16 protein-coding genes and 1 pseudogene are annotated in these 13,970 nt (G+C 65.2%); 8 read left to right on the top strand and 9 right to left on the bottom strand.

What is annotated here, in order from left to right; all coding sequences use genetic code 11:
- Positions 1-41: 41 nt before the first annotated feature.
- Positions 42-581 carry a hypothetical protein gene (locus ACAV_RS24600; RefSeq protein ID WP_157768756.1) on the bottom strand — a complete coding sequence of 180 codons (540 nt, stop codon included), beginning with the start codon at positions 579-581 and terminating at the stop codon, positions 42-44.
- Between the two features lie 24 nt (positions 582-605).
- On the bottom strand, positions 606-1,253 hold the full coding sequence (locus tag ACAV_RS24595; RefSeq protein WP_157768755.1) for a hypothetical protein: 648 nt from the start codon (positions 1,251-1,253) through the stop codon (positions 606-608).
- A gap of 339 nt (positions 1,254-1,592) precedes the next feature.
- Here ACAV_RS24595 and ACAV_RS10225 point away from each other — a divergent pair.
- From ACAV_RS10225 to ACAV_RS10200, 6 genes and pseudogenes are all read left to right on the top strand, one after another.
- Positions 1,593-2,467: pseudogene (locus tag ACAV_RS10225) on the top strand (DUF6402 family protein).
- Entirely contained in the window at positions 2,467-2,874 is a 408-nt protein-coding gene (locus ACAV_RS10220) for a hypothetical protein (protein ID WP_013594494.1), read from the top strand. Before ACAV_RS10225 ends, ACAV_RS10220 begins: the two are co-directional and overlap by 1 nt.
- 38 nt (positions 2,875-2,912) lie before the next feature.
- A complete protein-coding gene (locus ACAV_RS10215) occupies positions 2,913-3,320 on the top strand; it encodes a hypothetical protein (RefSeq protein WP_013594493.1) in 408 nt (135 codons plus the stop codon).
- 59 nt (positions 3,321-3,379) lie between these two features.
- The gene (locus ACAV_RS10210) at positions 3,380-3,787 is read left to right on the top strand and encodes a hypothetical protein (protein WP_013594492.1); all 408 of its coding nucleotides are present in this window, start codon (positions 3,380-3,382) and stop codon (positions 3,785-3,787) included.
- Between the two features lie 38 nt (positions 3,788-3,825).
- Positions 3,826-4,233, top strand: a complete 408-nt coding sequence (locus ACAV_RS10205) for a hypothetical protein (RefSeq protein WP_013594491.1) — start codon at positions 3,826-3,828, stop codon at positions 4,231-4,233.
- Between the two features lie 38 nt (positions 4,234-4,271).
- The gene (locus tag ACAV_RS10200; RefSeq protein ID WP_013594490.1) at positions 4,272-4,679 is read left to right on the top strand and encodes a hypothetical protein; all 408 of its coding nucleotides are present in this window, start codon (positions 4,272-4,274) and stop codon (positions 4,677-4,679) included.
- A gap of 3 nt (positions 4,680-4,682) precedes the next feature.
- On the opposite strand, the gene rng is transcribed toward ACAV_RS10200, so the two are convergent.
- The gene (rng, locus tag ACAV_RS10195; protein ID WP_013594489.1) at positions 4,683-6,170 is read right to left on the bottom strand and encodes a ribonuclease G; all 1,488 of its coding nucleotides are present in this window, start codon (positions 6,168-6,170) and stop codon (positions 4,683-4,685) included.
- A gap of 101 nt (positions 6,171-6,271) precedes the next feature.
- A complete protein-coding gene (locus ACAV_RS10190) occupies positions 6,272-6,997 on the bottom strand; it encodes a Maf family protein (protein WP_013594488.1) in 726 nt (241 codons plus the stop codon).
- Positions 6,998-7,043: 46 nt separating this feature from the next.
- On the opposite strand from ACAV_RS10190, the gene ACAV_RS24080 reads away from it, so the two are divergent.
- Complete coding sequence (locus ACAV_RS24080; RefSeq protein ID WP_013594487.1) at positions 7,044-7,676, top strand: GNAT family N-acetyltransferase; 633 nt, start codon at positions 7,044-7,046, stop codon at positions 7,674-7,676.
- Here the strand turns inward: ACAV_RS24080 and rlmH are convergent.
- The 5 genes from rlmH to ACAV_RS10160 form a co-directional block, all read right to left on the bottom strand.
- Positions 7,582-8,049: a 23S rRNA (pseudouridine(1915)-N(3))-methyltransferase RlmH gene (gene rlmH / locus ACAV_RS10180; protein WP_013594486.1), complete on the bottom strand. Its 468-nt coding sequence runs from the start codon at positions 8,047-8,049 to the stop codon at positions 7,582-7,584. The two genes, ACAV_RS24080 and rlmH, sit on opposite strands and share 95 nt — an antisense overlap.
- Before the next feature lie 80 nt (positions 8,050-8,129).
- Positions 8,130-8,948 carry a ribosome silencing factor gene (gene rsfS / locus ACAV_RS10175; protein WP_013594485.1) on the bottom strand — a complete coding sequence of 273 codons (819 nt, stop codon included), beginning with the start codon at positions 8,946-8,948 and terminating at the stop codon, positions 8,130-8,132.
- A gap of 196 nt (positions 8,949-9,144) precedes the next feature.
- Positions 9,145-10,116 carry an oxygen-dependent coproporphyrinogen oxidase gene (hemF, locus tag ACAV_RS10170; RefSeq protein WP_013594484.1) on the bottom strand — a complete coding sequence of 324 codons (972 nt, stop codon included), beginning with the start codon at positions 10,114-10,116 and terminating at the stop codon, positions 9,145-9,147.
- Complete coding sequence (gene purD / locus ACAV_RS10165) at positions 10,116-11,396, bottom strand: phosphoribosylamine--glycine ligase (RefSeq protein ID WP_013594483.1); 1,281 nt, start codon at positions 11,394-11,396, stop codon at positions 10,116-10,118. The genes hemF and purD overlap by 1 nt, the downstream gene beginning before the upstream one ends.
- A gap of 23 nt (positions 11,397-11,419) precedes the next feature.
- Positions 11,420-12,139: a YebC/PmpR family DNA-binding transcriptional regulator gene (locus ACAV_RS10160; protein ID WP_011796273.1), complete on the bottom strand. Its 720-nt coding sequence runs from the start codon at positions 12,137-12,139 to the stop codon at positions 11,420-11,422.
- A gap of 236 nt (positions 12,140-12,375) precedes the next feature.
- Between ACAV_RS10160 and ACAV_RS10155 the strand changes: the two genes are divergently transcribed.
- Positions 12,376-13,899 carry a helicase HerA-like domain-containing protein gene (locus ACAV_RS10155; protein ID WP_013594482.1) on the top strand — a complete coding sequence of 508 codons (1,524 nt, stop codon included), beginning with the start codon at positions 12,376-12,378 and terminating at the stop codon, positions 13,897-13,899.
- Positions 13,900-13,970 lie beyond the last annotated feature (71 nt).

Here is a 13,970-nt window from a genome sequence, read left to right as displayed (position 1 = left end):
TATAGCCTCGTACCTTCGTCAAACGAAGATCAATCAACAAATTATTTTGCCTTGTTTTCCGTAAAAGCTGCTTCGACCGCCGCGCACATATTTGTCTTTAACTCGCCGCCCGCGATCAGTCGCTTCTGCTCCTCTAGACACAGCGGAATAGCCAACTGGGTGAAATAAATAGCGTAGCGCTCCTCGGATTTTTGAGCCACCTCGAATCTCTTCTTGTACACACCTCCGATAAGCAATCCGAGCAGGATTGCCGACAGCAGCGCGATCAGTGCAATCGATGAAAAAGTACGCAATCCTTGTGACTTCATGCTGTCCTTGGTATGCACGTAAGCAACCAACCCCGTTATGAGCCCAATCATTGCCGTCAACAGTGACTCAATGATGGGGGATCGGCTGTTTCCCGCTACCACTCCAACGACATACCCACAAAAGCTAAGCCCGATGATGAGAATTGAAGATTCCTTCCTGGGTACTGGCGACAGTCTTCCTATCGCCATTGACGATGGAAATGCCAACAGCAAAACCACCAGAAATCCCGGGAGATAGAGGTAAAGCAGACTAATGATGAGATCGTTTAACATATTTTTACCCCAACCTTCCCGGTTTTATTTTTGCAACTCGCGATACGCATCAATGGAACGACGATAGCTTTCCATATCCCTCACATACTCCTCCTTTGTGATATTTTTGTCGCGTCTATCTTGCTCCAGAGTACGCCGGGCCTGCTCCATCGCAATGCGGAAATCCTCCAGATTTTTCTGCGGATTTTCAGAATTTCTAATATGAAATTTTATCTCAGCGGAGTCCGTGATAAATCGATCCTTGGCAATTATCAACCACGGCAATCCCCCTATGACCGGATCAGGCGGGGAAATGACTGGAAGGGTTCCCGACTTAGATGTCATCGGCGCAACAGGAAAGGATGCCGGCTCAGATGTTGACTGGGCCTTCGGTTGTGCGATCACGCTACAAGATGCCAAGAGCAAGACAAGCCACAAAAAGCAAAGCCCGTCGCTGTGCCCACGCATTTTCATGGAAATATGCATACCAATCCTCCCCCGAGCCTTGGTTTGTAATTTGGCGGCAGGAACTCTTTCCCGCGGCAGCCATTTCTCATCATTTACCCTATACTTGGTTGCAGACTCCTCTGGCCCACGCCGCCTACCTTCGGCAACACGTGGAATGCGGCGCCGCATGGCAAGAAGAGTGCGGACAAAGCCACGGCCATGGCGCCGTGGCGACAGTTCGCCCATGCCTTGAACTGGTTCATCGGGACCCCTCCCAAGAGTTTTCTTATGACGGGCCTTGTAGCCCTTTGTGAAAACTATTGCCGTATTCGCGGCGATTTGCAACCCCGTTTTTACGCGTACGGTAAAAAAATCTGGTTAGGCGGCCGTCCAGCAGTGACGGACCTTCGCTGCACGCACGGGACTTCGGACCCCAGTGAGGCACCGCCCCGTCCCTGCAGGCGGGGAGGTTCGTCAGCGCGGCAGTTGCGCTTCGTAACCATACCGCAACCCCACTTTTGTGGCACCCGCAGATGTTTGCCTCCAGAATCCGGCCCCAAGAAAAACAGCAGAGGGAAGGGACACATGAACGGCATCGTCCATGTCGATACGGAGCGCCTGCGTGCGCAATTGGAAGACAAGCTGCCGCCGAAGGTACGGCGGTTCCGGCTGGATGACATTCCGGGCGTGATGCGCTCGCGCCTGGGGTGGCCGGTGGCGGCAGCGTTGATGGAGCGGTGGTTCAGGGGCGCGGCGTTTGAGATCACGCTGCCGATCAAACTCAGTGCCCCTCCTCAGCGGCTACACCCGCTTCGCAGCTGGAAGAAAACACGGTCACCATGCAGTGGGCGCTGGGCTTCACCCGTGTGCAGACTGCAGTGTCGAGATTGCAAGCGCAATGGAGCAGCCATGCCGGGATAGAACAGTTGCAACGGAAGGTTGCACAACAAGCAGTCGGACAAATCCAGCCATGGCGTTTCGGAGACTTGAACCCACCGGCCAAAGTCTTGGACAGCACCTGCCAGGTGAATTTCCTGGACGTAGGCCGGTTCGGCGACCCCATGGATGATTTCTACGGCGCCATTGGCGAGGCCACGCTCAAGATCGCCGTCTCAGGCATGGTGACACCTAATGGGCATGGCAAGGCTGCCATCGCGGTCGATGAGTTGGCCTTCTACCTGCGCGATTCCTATGACTTCAATGACGATTCCTTCATATCTCAGCCGCTGGGCTTCTGGGGGCCGCATGGTGTGGGCCGCGCCCCCCGGTCCGCGATGGACGTCCCCCTCAACGAGCGATGGATGTATGCCGATGCCGACGACGCAAGCCTCCAGAGCTACTTGGTGCAGAACCGGCATTTCAGACAATGGCGCGCCCTGCACGGGCGAGGTGGAGATTTCATGATCGTCTCAGACGTGCATCGTGTTCGCCTTCCTTTTCCGATCAAGCTGGAGTGGTAATGAAGCTGTCCGATCTCAAGAACGTGCCCTGCATCGTCTGGTGTCTCGCGTTGAATGTTTGCGTGGTACTGGGCTGGTATGCGACCACGCCGACGCTCTTCAACAGCTACAACAGCCCCCACTACGTCTATCGGCTGGAGCTCTATCACGCATCTCTGTGGCAGCGCATCTTGCATTACGACCAGAAGGCTCCTTTCATTGTCCGGCTGCACCGGGTCGATCCCAAGGAGCTGCTGGGCGAAAGCCAAGTGGTCGATCTTCGGAGCGGGATCGATATCGATTGGCAACTCGATCCACCCGTACAAGCCAACAAAGTCTATGTGGGCAGGGATGTCATCTTCAAAAACATCCAGTCGGAATGCACGGAAGCGGCACAGATACCAGGTTGCCCCAACACCAGGCCCTGAAGATCTCTCCCGACGGCACGACATCGCACGCACCGGCAATGAAACTTTCCAATCTCAAGAAAGTGCCCTGCATCGTCTGGTGTCTGGGCCTGAACGCGTTGTTCCTGGCGGTATGGGCTCTGGCAACGCCCACCTTCGCAGATGCCGAAAACAGCCCGCACCGGGTGTACCGCCTGGAGTTCCACAAAGCCTCTTTCCTGCAGCGCATCACGCACCCGAGCTTCAAGATGCCCTATGTGGTGCGGTTGTATCGCATCGAGCCCAAGACCTTGCTGGGCCAGAGTGAAGTGGTCGATCTCTGGCTGAACGGCGAAATCCAGTGGTACTTGGATCCGCCCGTAGAACTGAACCGGGTACACGTAGGCCAGGATGTCACCTTCGAGAACATTCCACCGGAATGCACGAAAGAGGCGCAGATACCGGGCTGCCCTGATACCAAGCACTGAATATTGCGCCCAGGTACGCACCACGTGAGCTACCCACTCCTGATCCCAGTGCAGTGGTGATGAAACTGCCCAACCTCAAGAATGTGCCTTGTCTCGTCTGGTGCCTGGCGTTGAATGCCTGCGTGGTATTGGGCTGGTATGCGACCACGCCAACGCTTTTCATGACCCACAACAGCCCCCATTCCGTCTATCGATTGGAAATTCACCGTGCATCGCCATGGCAGCGCATCGTGCATCGCGACCAGGAAGCCCCTGCCATCGTCCGCCTGTACCGGGTTGATCCCAAGGAGCTCCTGGGTGAAAGCAAGGTGGTCGATCTCATGGATGGCAGCGAAATCGACTGGCAACTCGACCCGCCTGTGCAAGCCAACAAAGTCTATGTGGGCCCGGGAGTCGTTCTCGAAAACATCCCGTCGGAGTGCACAGCGGCAGGCGATATGCCAGGTTGCCCCAACGCCAAGCCCTGATGCTCGCTTCCCACGGCGCCACATCGCATGGAGCGGTAATGAAGCTATACAACCCCAAGAAAGTGCCCTGCATCGTCTGGTGCCTCGGCCTGAACGCGTTGTTCCTGGCGAGCTGGGCCCTGGCAACGCCCACTTTCGTCGATGCGGAAAACAGCCTGCATCGGGTGTACCGCCTGGAGTTTCACAAAGCATCCTTCCTGCAGCGCGTCACCCATCCACGCTTCAAGATGCCCTATGTGGTACGGCTTTATCGCATCGAGCCCAAGACCTTGCTAGGTCAGAGTGAAGTGGTGGATCTCTGGTTGAACGGCGATATCGATTGGCAACTCGATCCGCCCGTACAAGCCAACAAGGTCTATGTGGGCAGAGATGTCATCTTCAAAAACATCCCGTCGGAATGCACGGATGCAGCACAGATACCGGGCTGCCCCAACACCAAGCCCTGACGATCGCTCCCGTTGGCACCACATCGCACGGAGCGGTAATGAAGTTTTCCCACCTCAAGAACGTGCCCTGCATCCTCTGGTTCCTCGGCCTGAACGCGTTGTTCCTGGCGGGATGGGCTCTGGCAACGCCCACCTTCGCAGATGCCGAAAACAGCCCGCACCGGGTGTACCGCCTGGAGTTCCACAAAGCCTCTTTCCTGCAGCGCATCACCCATCCGCGCTTCAAAATGCCTTATGTGGTCCGGCTCTATCGCATCGAGCCCAAGACCTTGCTGGGCGAGAGTGAAGTGGTTGACCTTTGGCTGAACGGCGAGATCCACTGGTATTTGGACCCGTCGGTTGACATGAACCGCGTACGCGTAGGTCGCGATGTACTCTTCGAAAGCATCCCGCCGGAATGCACGAAAGAGGCGCAGATACCAAGCTGCCCCGACGCCAAGCCCTGACCCTCACAACAACACGATGTCGTACTGCTCCTGCCCCAACCCACTCTCCGCCTGCAGCGATATCGGCTTGCCGATGAAATCCGACAGCCCCGCCAGGTGCTGGCTCTCCTCGTCCAGGAACAGCTCCACCACCTTGGCGGAGGCGACCACCCGGAACTCGCGCGGGTTGAACTGGCGGGCCTCGCGCAGGATCTCGCGCAGGATGTCGTAGCAGACGCTGCGGGCGGTTTTCACTTGCCCCGAGCCCTGGCAGTGCGCGCAGGGCTCGCAGAGCATGTGGGCCAGGGATTCACGGGTGCGCTTGCGCGTCATCTCGACGAGGCCGAGCTGGGAGAAGCCGCCGGTCATGGTCTTGACGCGGTCGCGGGCGAGCTGCTTGCGGAATTCGGCGAGCACGGCGTGCTGGTGGTCTTCACGCGCCATGTCGATGAAGTCCGCGATGATGATGCCGCCCAGGTTGCGCAGCCGCAGCTGGCGGGCGATGGCCTGGGCGGCTTCCAGGTTGGTCTTGAAGATGGTGTCGTCGAAGTTGCGCGCGCCGACGTAGCCGCCGGTGTTCACGTCGATGGTGGTGAGCGCCTCGGTCTGGTCCACGATGAGGTAGCCGCCGGATTTCAGGTCCACGCGCCGGCCCAGGGCGCGGGCGATCTCCTCGTCGATGCCGTAGAGGTCGAAGATGGGCCGCTCGCCCTTGTACAGCTGCAGCTTGGGCACGGCGGCCGGGGTGAACTCGCGGCCGAAGGCCTGCAGCAGGGCGAACTGCTCGCGCGAGTCGATGCGGATGCTGGCGGTTTCCTCGCCCACGAGGTCGCGCAGCACGCGCTGCAGCAGGTTCAGGTCCTGGTGCAGCAGCGAGGCAGGCGGCTGGCGCATCGCGGCCTCCTTGATGCGCGCCCAGGTCTTGCGCAGGTAGGCGATGTCTTCGGCCAGTTCCGCATCGGACGAATCCTCGCCGTTGGTGCGCAGGATGAAGCCGCCGCCCCCGCCCGTGGCCTTGTCGCCCACCAGGGCCTGCAGGCGGGCGCGCAGCGCGTCGCGCTCGGCAGCCGGTATCTTCTGCGATACGCCCACGTGGTCGTCCTGCGGCAGGAAGACCAGCAGACGCCCGGCGATGCTGACCTGGGTGGACAGCCGCGCGCCCTTGGTGCCGATCGGGTCCTTGATGACCTGCACCATGAGCGCCTGCCCTTCGAACACCTGCTTCTCGATCGGCACCGGAGGTTCGCCCTTGCGCGCGAACATGGGCGCCTCGCCGCCCTCCTGCCGGTGCCACACGTCGGCCACGTGCAGGAAGGCCGCGCGCTCCAGACCGATGTCGATGAAGGCCGACTGCATGCCCGGCAGCACGCGCGAGACCTTGCCCAGGTAGACATTGCCCACCAAGCCCTGCTCCAGCGTGCGCTCCACGTGCAGTTCCTGCACGGCGCCGTGTTCGACCACGGCGACGCGGGTTTCCTGGGGGGACCAATTGATGAGGATGTCTTGTTGCATGGCGGGCGGCGCAGGTCGAGGGCGGGCGGGATGGGAGGGGGTGCTCGGGAACCGATGATGCCTCAACGGCCCCCTGTGCGCCGGGAGCGGGATTCACGCCCTCAGCCGGGCAGGCCGGCCTGCCGCAGCAGCTGCGCCGTCTCGAACAGCGGCAGGCCCATGATGCCGGTGTAGCTGCCCGCGATGCGCTCCACGTAGCGGGCCGCCGGGCCCTGGATGCCATACGCACCGGCCTTGCCCAGCGGATCACCACTGGCGGCATAGGCCGCGATCTGCTCCGTGGTCATCGGCGCGAAGCGCACCTGCGAGACCGACAGCGCCGCGTGGCGCGCGCCGCCCGGCACCTGCACGGCCACGGCGGTGAGCACGCGGTGGGTGCTGCCGGACAGGCGGGCGAGCATCTGCCGTGCATGCGCCTCGTCGTCGGGCTTGCCGAGGATGTCGCGGCCCAGGGCCACGGTGGTGTCGGAGCACAGGATGGGCGCGGGCTCCAGGCCGCGCCGCGCATGCCGCGCTACGGCCGCATCCAGCTTGAGGCCGGTCACGCGCTGCACGTAGCGCGCGGGCGCCTCGCCGGGCCGGGGCGCCTCGATGGCCTCGGCGTCTTCCACGACGGCATCGCCATCGGCATTGGGCAGCAGCAGCACGTGCCGCACGCCGATCTGGTCGAGCAACTGGCGGCGGCGCGGGCTCTGCGAGGCCAAGTACACGAAGGACGGCGCGGTGGCCTGCGTGGCAGAGGTGTCTGGGGAAGGGGAAGATGGGTTCGGGTTCACGGCGGCAGGATAGCGGATGCCGGAGCCGCTTCGCGCGGCGGTGCATGGCATCGGATGGCCGCGCGGGCACGCCGCCGGCCGGCACGAAGATGCCGGCATGTCCGATGGTCTTCCCAGCTTCCACACCGAGCGCCTGCGCCTGCGCCCCGTCGTCCTGGAGGACGCCCCTGCCCTGCTAGCGATGAGCGATGCCCGCGCGCCGGGCACCTGGATCGGCTATGCGCCGCTGGCCGACCTGGAGGCCGCCGAGGTGTTCGCTGCGTGGATGGTGATGGTCGGCCGCAAGCCGGTGCCCGACATCTGCTGGGCGATCGAGCGGCGCGATGTGCCGGGCCTGATCGGGCTTTGCCAGCTCAAGGGCTGGGACCCGGTGGAGCGGACGGCGCAGGTCGGCTACGAGATCGCCCGCACCCACCAGCGGCACGGTTTCATGCGCGAGGCGCTGGAGGCGCTGCTGCGCGGTTGCTTCCAGGGCTTCGGGCTGCGGCACCTGGATGCGCACGTGCATGCGGACAATGCCGCCTCCCTGGCGCTGCTGCGGCATGCGAGCTTCGTCCTGCAGGGCGACCTGCCCGGCGGCGAAACCTGCGGCGGACAGACGCACGCGATGCAGGTCTGGCGCCGCTGCGCGGAGGCTACTCCCGGTGGTAGGGATGGCCCGCGTTCACGGACCATGCGCGGTAGAGCTGCTCGATCAGCAGCACCCGCACCATCGCGTGCGGCAGCGTGAGGTCCGAGAGGCGGATGCGCTCGTGCGCGGCTTGGCGGAAGGCCGGGTCGAGCCCGTCCGGGCCGCCGATGACCAGCGCCACGTCGTCACCGCCCAGTTGCCAATCCTTGAGGCGGGCGGCCAGGGCCTTGGTGGTGAGCGAGGTGCCGCGCTCGTCGAGCGCCACGATACGGGTGCCGCGCGGGATGGCGGCCTCGATGCGCTCGCGCTCGGCGGCGTAGAGGGTTTCCAGCGTCTTGGAGCCGCGCGGCTCGGTCTTGACGGCCTTGAGTTCGACCTTCAGCTCGGGCGGGAACCGCTTGGCATAGTCGTCGTAGGCAGTCTGCGCCCAGTCGGGCACGCGCTGGCCCACGGCCACGATGAGCAGCTTCATCGATCAATGCTCCGCGGATGTTCCGCCGGGGCCCGGTTCACGCACCAGGCTTTCGGCGGCACACCTGCCTGACGGTTCACTCAGCCGGCCTTCTTGCGGGCCGGGGCCTTCCTGGCGGCAGCCGCACGCGGTGCGGCGGGACGGGCCGAAGGCGCTTTCTTCGCAGCGGCGGACTTGGCCGCGGGCTTGCGGGCCACCGGCTTCACCACCACCGTCTTCACCTTCGGTGCGGCCGACTTGGCTGCGGGCGACTTGCCGGCAGCGGTCCTGGCCGTGGTCTTTGCGGGGGCCTTGGCCGGGGCTTTCGCCGGGTTCTTCGCAGCCGCGGCCTTCACGGGCGCGGCCTTGCCGGCCGCCTTCCTCGCGGGAGCCGGAGCGGGGGCAGCGGCAGCGGCCTTGCTGCGGCCCGGCTTGCGTGCCGGCACTTCCGCTTCGGCCTCGGTCGCCTTCTTGCGCGGCGCGGCCTTCTTCTTCGCAGGGGCGGCATCGCTGGATTCGGCGGCCTTCACGGGCTTGGCGGCGCCCAGCTTCAGGCGCACCGGCGTCTCGCCCCAGATCTCCTCCAGGCGGTAGTACTGGCGGATGGCCGGCTGCATGATGTGGGCCACGGCGGCGCCGCAGTCCACGATGATCCACTCGCCGTTGTCCTCGCCCTCGGTGCGCGGCTTGGGGAAGCCCGCTTCGCGCACGGCGTCGCGCACGCTGGCGGCCAGGGCCTTGGTCTGCCGGTTGGACGTGCCCGACGCCACGATGACCCGCTCGAAGAGCGGCGACAGCTTCTCGGTGTTGAACACCTGGATGTCTTGCGCCTTGACGTCCTCCAGGCCATCGACGATGGCGCGCTGGAGTTTCGTGACGTCCTTCTTGGCGGCGGATTCCGAACGGGTGGAGGTGGTCATCAGGGACGGGAAGTGTTGGGGGTGAGAGGCAATATAGCGCGCAACCCGCGCGGGAGCCAATGGAGCGCTGCAGCAACGGGATGCGCCACCGCAGCGGGGTTGGAGGGTGTTTCCTGCCGGTTGCCTGGGCGAGGCGGACGCAGGCAGCTATTGAAATTATAGCTTTGCGCCCTCCGCGGGGGCATGTGGCGGCGGCTCACAGCCAGTCGCGCCGCACGAGGAAGCGCCGCGTGAGCTCGGCTTCGGGCGTCCCCGGGGCGTCCTGCCGCTGGTAGGCCCAGCCCGCCAGGGGGGGCATGGAGAGCAGGATCGACTCGGTGCGTCCGCCGGACTGCAGCCCGAAATGCGTGCCGCGGTCCCAGACGAGGTTGAACTCGACGTAGCGGCCGCGCCGGTAGCACTGGAAGGAACGCTCGCGGTCGCCGAAGTAGATGCCCTGGCGCCGCTGCACGATCGGCAGGTAGGCGCCCAGGAAGGCATCGCCCACCGACTGCATCATCGCGAGGCTGCGGTCGAAGCCCAACTCGGAGAAGTCGTCGAAGAAGATGCCGCCGATGCCCCGTTGCTCGTCGCGGTGCTTGAGGTAGAAGTATTCGTCGCACCAGCGCTTGAAGCGCAGGTAGAGCCCTTCGCCAAACGGATAGACCGCGTCGCGGCAGCTGCGGTGGAAGTGCACCGCGTCTTCCTCGAAGCCGTAATAGGGCGTGAGGTCCATGCCGCCGCCGAACCAGCACACGGGCGGCTGCCCGTCGCGCGCCGCGGCGATCATGCGCACGTTCATGTGCACGGTGGGCACGTAGGGATTGATCGGGTGGAACACCAGCGACACGCCCATGGCCTCGAACGGCGCGCCGGCCAGCTCGGGCCGGTGCTGTGTGGCCGAGGGCGGCAGCGCAGCTCCGCGCACGTGCGAGAAACCGCAGCCGGCGCGCTCGAACACGCGCCCGCCCTCGAGGATGCGGGTGATGCCGTCGCCCTGCAGCGGCTCGCCCGGGGCCTTGCTCCAGGCGTCGGAGAGGAAGCGCGCACCGCCCTGCCCCTCGACGCTCTCGATGGCGTTGGTGATGCGCGACTGCAGGTCCACCAGGTAGGCGCGCACGCGCTCGGCCGCGTCCGGCGGCGGGGCGGAAGCGCCCGGGACGCGCCCCGGTCCGGATGCCGTGGCCATCAGCTCTTCACCGCCCGGTGGCCGATGTCGCGGCGGTACTGCGCGCCGTCGAAGTGGATGCCGCGCGCCACGTCGTAGACGCGCTGCTGCGCCAGCTTCACGCTGTCGGCCAGCGCCGTCACGCAGAGCACGCGGCCGCCCGTCGTGCGCACCACGCCGTCCTGCAGCTCGGTGCCGGCATGGAACACCATGGCGTCGTCCGCGTCCGCCGGCAGGCCGGTGATGGCGTCGCCCTTGCGGGGGCTTTCCGGGTAGCCGTGGGCGGCCATGACCACGCCCAGCGCGGGGCGGCGGTCCCACTGCAGCTCGACCTGGTCGAGCTTGCCGTCCACGCCGGCGCCCAGCACATCCACCAGGTCGCTCTTGAGGCGCATGAGGATGGGCTGGGTCTCGGGGTCGCCCATGCGGCAGTTGAACTCCAGCGTCTTGGGATGGCCCTTGGCGTCGATCATCAGGCCGGCGTACAGGAAGCCCGTGTAGGGGATGCCGTCCTTTTCCATGCCGCGGATGGTGGGCAGGATGATCTCGCGCATGGCGCGCGCATGCACGTCGGCCGTGACCACCGGCGCGGGCGAATACGCGCCCATGCCGCCCGTGTTCGGGCCCTGGTCGCCATCCTTCAGGCGCTTGTGGTCCTGGCTCGTGGCCAGCGCGGCGACGTTCTTGCCGTCGCACAGCACGATGAAGCTCGCTTCCTCGCCTTCGAGGAACTGCTCGATCACCACGCGCGCACCGCCCTCGTTGTGGCTCACGCCGTACTTGTTGTCCACGAGCATGAAGTCCACCGCGTCGTGGGCCTCCTGCGCGGTCATCGCCACGACCACGCCCTTGCCGGCAGCCAGGCCGTCGGCCTTGACCACGATGGGCGCGCCCAGGCGGTCGATGAAGGCATGGGCCAGCGCCGGATCGGTGAAGGTGTCGTAGTCGGCCGTGGGGATGCCGTGGCGGCGCATGAAGGCCTTGGAGAACGCCTTGGAGCTTTCCAGCTGCGCAGCGGCCTTGGTGGGGCCGAAGATGCGCAGGCCGTGCGCGCGGAACTCGTCCACCACGCCGGCGGCCAGGGGTGCCTCGGGGCCGACCACGGTGAGCTGGATCTTCTGCTCCTGCGCCCAGGCACGCAGCGCGCGCACGTCGGTCACGGGAATGTTTTCGAGCTTGGAGTTGAGGGCGGTGCCGCCGTTGCCGGGGGCCACGTAGACCTTGGTGACCTTGGGAGACTGCGAGAGTTTCCAGGCCATTGCGTGTTCACGGCCGCCGCCTCCGATGACAAGAACTTTCATGGGGTGTCCGGGTGCGTCGCCCTTCAGAGCGCGGCGTTGTGGTAGACCTCCTGCACGTCGTCGAGGTCTTCGATCACGTCCAGGAGCTTCTGCATGCGCTCGGCGTCCTCGCCGGCCAGGTCGATGGTGACGTCGGGGCGCATGGTCACGTCGGCGGCGTCGGGCGTCAGGCCCGCGGCCTCCAGGGCGTTCTTCACGGCCTCGAAGTCGCCGGGCGCGGTGAGCACCTCGATGGCGCCGTCCTCGTCCGTCACCACGTCTTCGGCGCCGGCCTCCAGGGCCACTTCCATGACCTTGTCCTCGCTCGTGCCGGGGGCGAAGATGAGCTGGCCCACGTGCTTGAACTGGAAGGCCACCGAGCCTTCCGTGCCCATGTTGCCGCCGTACTTGCTGAACGCGTGGCGCACCTCGGCCACGGTGCGCACGCGGTTGTCGGTCATCGTGTCCACGATGATGGCCGCGCCGCCGATGCCGTAGCCCTCGTAGCGGATTTCCTCGTAGGTCAGGCCTTCGGCATTGCCGGTGGCCTTGTCGATGTTGTACTTGATGCGGTCGGCCGGCATGTTGGCGGCCTTGGCCTTGTCGATGGCCAGCCGCAGGCGCGGGTTGGCGGAGACGTCGCCCCCGCCGGCGCGCGCGGCGACGGTGATCTCGCGAATGATCCGGGTCCAGATCTTGCCGCGCTTTTCATCCTGCCGCCCCTTGCGGTGCTGGATATTGGCCCATTTGCTGTGTCCTGCCACAGGGAGTCCTTGCTGTTGTGTCTATCGATTAATCTAGGGAACCTCTGCACGAATCACCGCGCCGTGTGCATCTGCGGATCGGGCGGTCTGCGGCGTTGCAAATCCTCGCAATAGCCGGGCTATTGCTCCGGTGTGCGCCTTGCAGCCCATCCCGATCCACAGCGCACACTTTCCGCTCGATTCGTCCAGAGGTTCCCGAGCGATTGCCGCGATTTTACTTTTGACTCTCCCCAGCCATGGCCGAACCGATCCTGATTGCGAAGCACGACACTGCCGAATGCCACCTGCTGCCCGCGCTGGCCAACCGCCACGGGCTCATCACGGGGGCCACCGGCACCGGCAAGACGGTCACCCTGCAGACCCTGGCCGAGGGGTTTTCCCGCATCGGCGTGCCGGTGTTCATGGCCGACGTGAAAGGCGACCTGACCGGCATCAGCCAGCCCGGCCGCATCGGCGAGAAGATGGCCGCCACCCTGGCCGAGCGCGGCCTGCCCCAGCCGGAGCCCCTGGCCTGCCCCACCACGCTCTGGGACGTGTTCGGCGAGCAGGGCCACCCGGTGCGCGCCACCATTTCCGACATGGGGCCGCTGCTGCTCGGCCGCATGCTGGGCCTGAACGAGACGCAGCTGGGCGTGCTCAACATCGTCTTCAAGATCGCCGACGACAACGGCCTGCTGCTGCTCGACCTGAAGGACCTGCGCGCCATGCTCGCCCACGTGGGCGAGAACGCCAAGGAGTTCACCACCGAGTACGGCAACATCAGTGCCGCGAGCGTGGGCGCCATCCAGCGCGGACTGCTGCAGATCGAGGCGCAGGGCGGCGACAGGTTCTTCGGCGAGCCCATGCTCGACATCAACGACCTGATGCAGGCCGTGGATGGCCGAGGCGTGGTGAACATCCTCGCCGCAGACAAGCTGATGCAGTCCCCGCGGCTCTATGCCACCTTCCTGCTCTGGATGCTGTCCGAACTCTTCGAGCAGCTGCCCGAGATCGGCGACCCGGACCAGCCGAAGCTGGTGTTCTTCTTCGACGAGGCCCACCTGCTCTTCAACGAGGCGCCCAAGGTGCTGGTCGAGCGCATCGAACTGGTGGTGCGGCTGGTGCGATCCAAGGGCGTGGGCGTGTATTTCGTGACCCAGAACCCGCTGGACATTCCCGACAGCGTGCTCGCCCAGCTGGGCAACCGCGTGCAGCATGCGCTGCGCGCCTTCACGCCGCGCGACCAGAAGGCCGTGAAGGCCACGGCCACCACCATGCGCCCCCAGCCCGGGCTGGACATCGAGGCCGCCATCACCGAGCTGGCCGTGGGCGAAGCACTGGTGAGCCTGCTGGACGCCAAGGGACGCCCCGGGCCCACCGAGCGCGTCTTCGTGCTGCCGCCCGGCAGCCAGATCGGGCCGATCACCCCGCAGCAACGCCAGGCGCTGATGGCGCAGTCGCTGGTGGCAGGCGTCTATGAAAAGATGGTGGACCGCGAATCGGCCTACGAGAAGCTCAAGGGCAGGACGGAAGGCGCTGCCAACGGGGCCCCCGGCCAGGCCCGGGCCGGCACCGCAGGCCCGGCGGGCACGGGCGATGGCGGCGGCCTGCTCGGAGGGCTGAACGATGTGCTGTTCGGCTCCACGGGCCCGCGCGGGGGCAAAAAGGACGGTCTGGTGCAGACCATGGCCCGCTCGGCCGTGCGCACCATGGGCACCTCGCTGGGAAAGGAGATCCTGCGCGGGGTGCTGGGCAGCGTGTTCGGCGGACGCAAGCGCTGACCATCCTGGCGCCTGCCTGGAAGCGCAGAGGGGTCTTCGCGGTGGCACCCTGCGAGGCTGGGAAGCAGCCG

The sequence above is a fragment of the Paracidovorax avenae ATCC 19860 genome, assembly GCF_000176855.2.
Classification (GTDB): domain Bacteria; phylum Pseudomonadota; class Gammaproteobacteria; order Burkholderiales; family Burkholderiaceae_C; genus Paracidovorax; species Paracidovorax avenae.
This window is presented reverse-complemented; position numbering and strand designations above follow the sequence as displayed.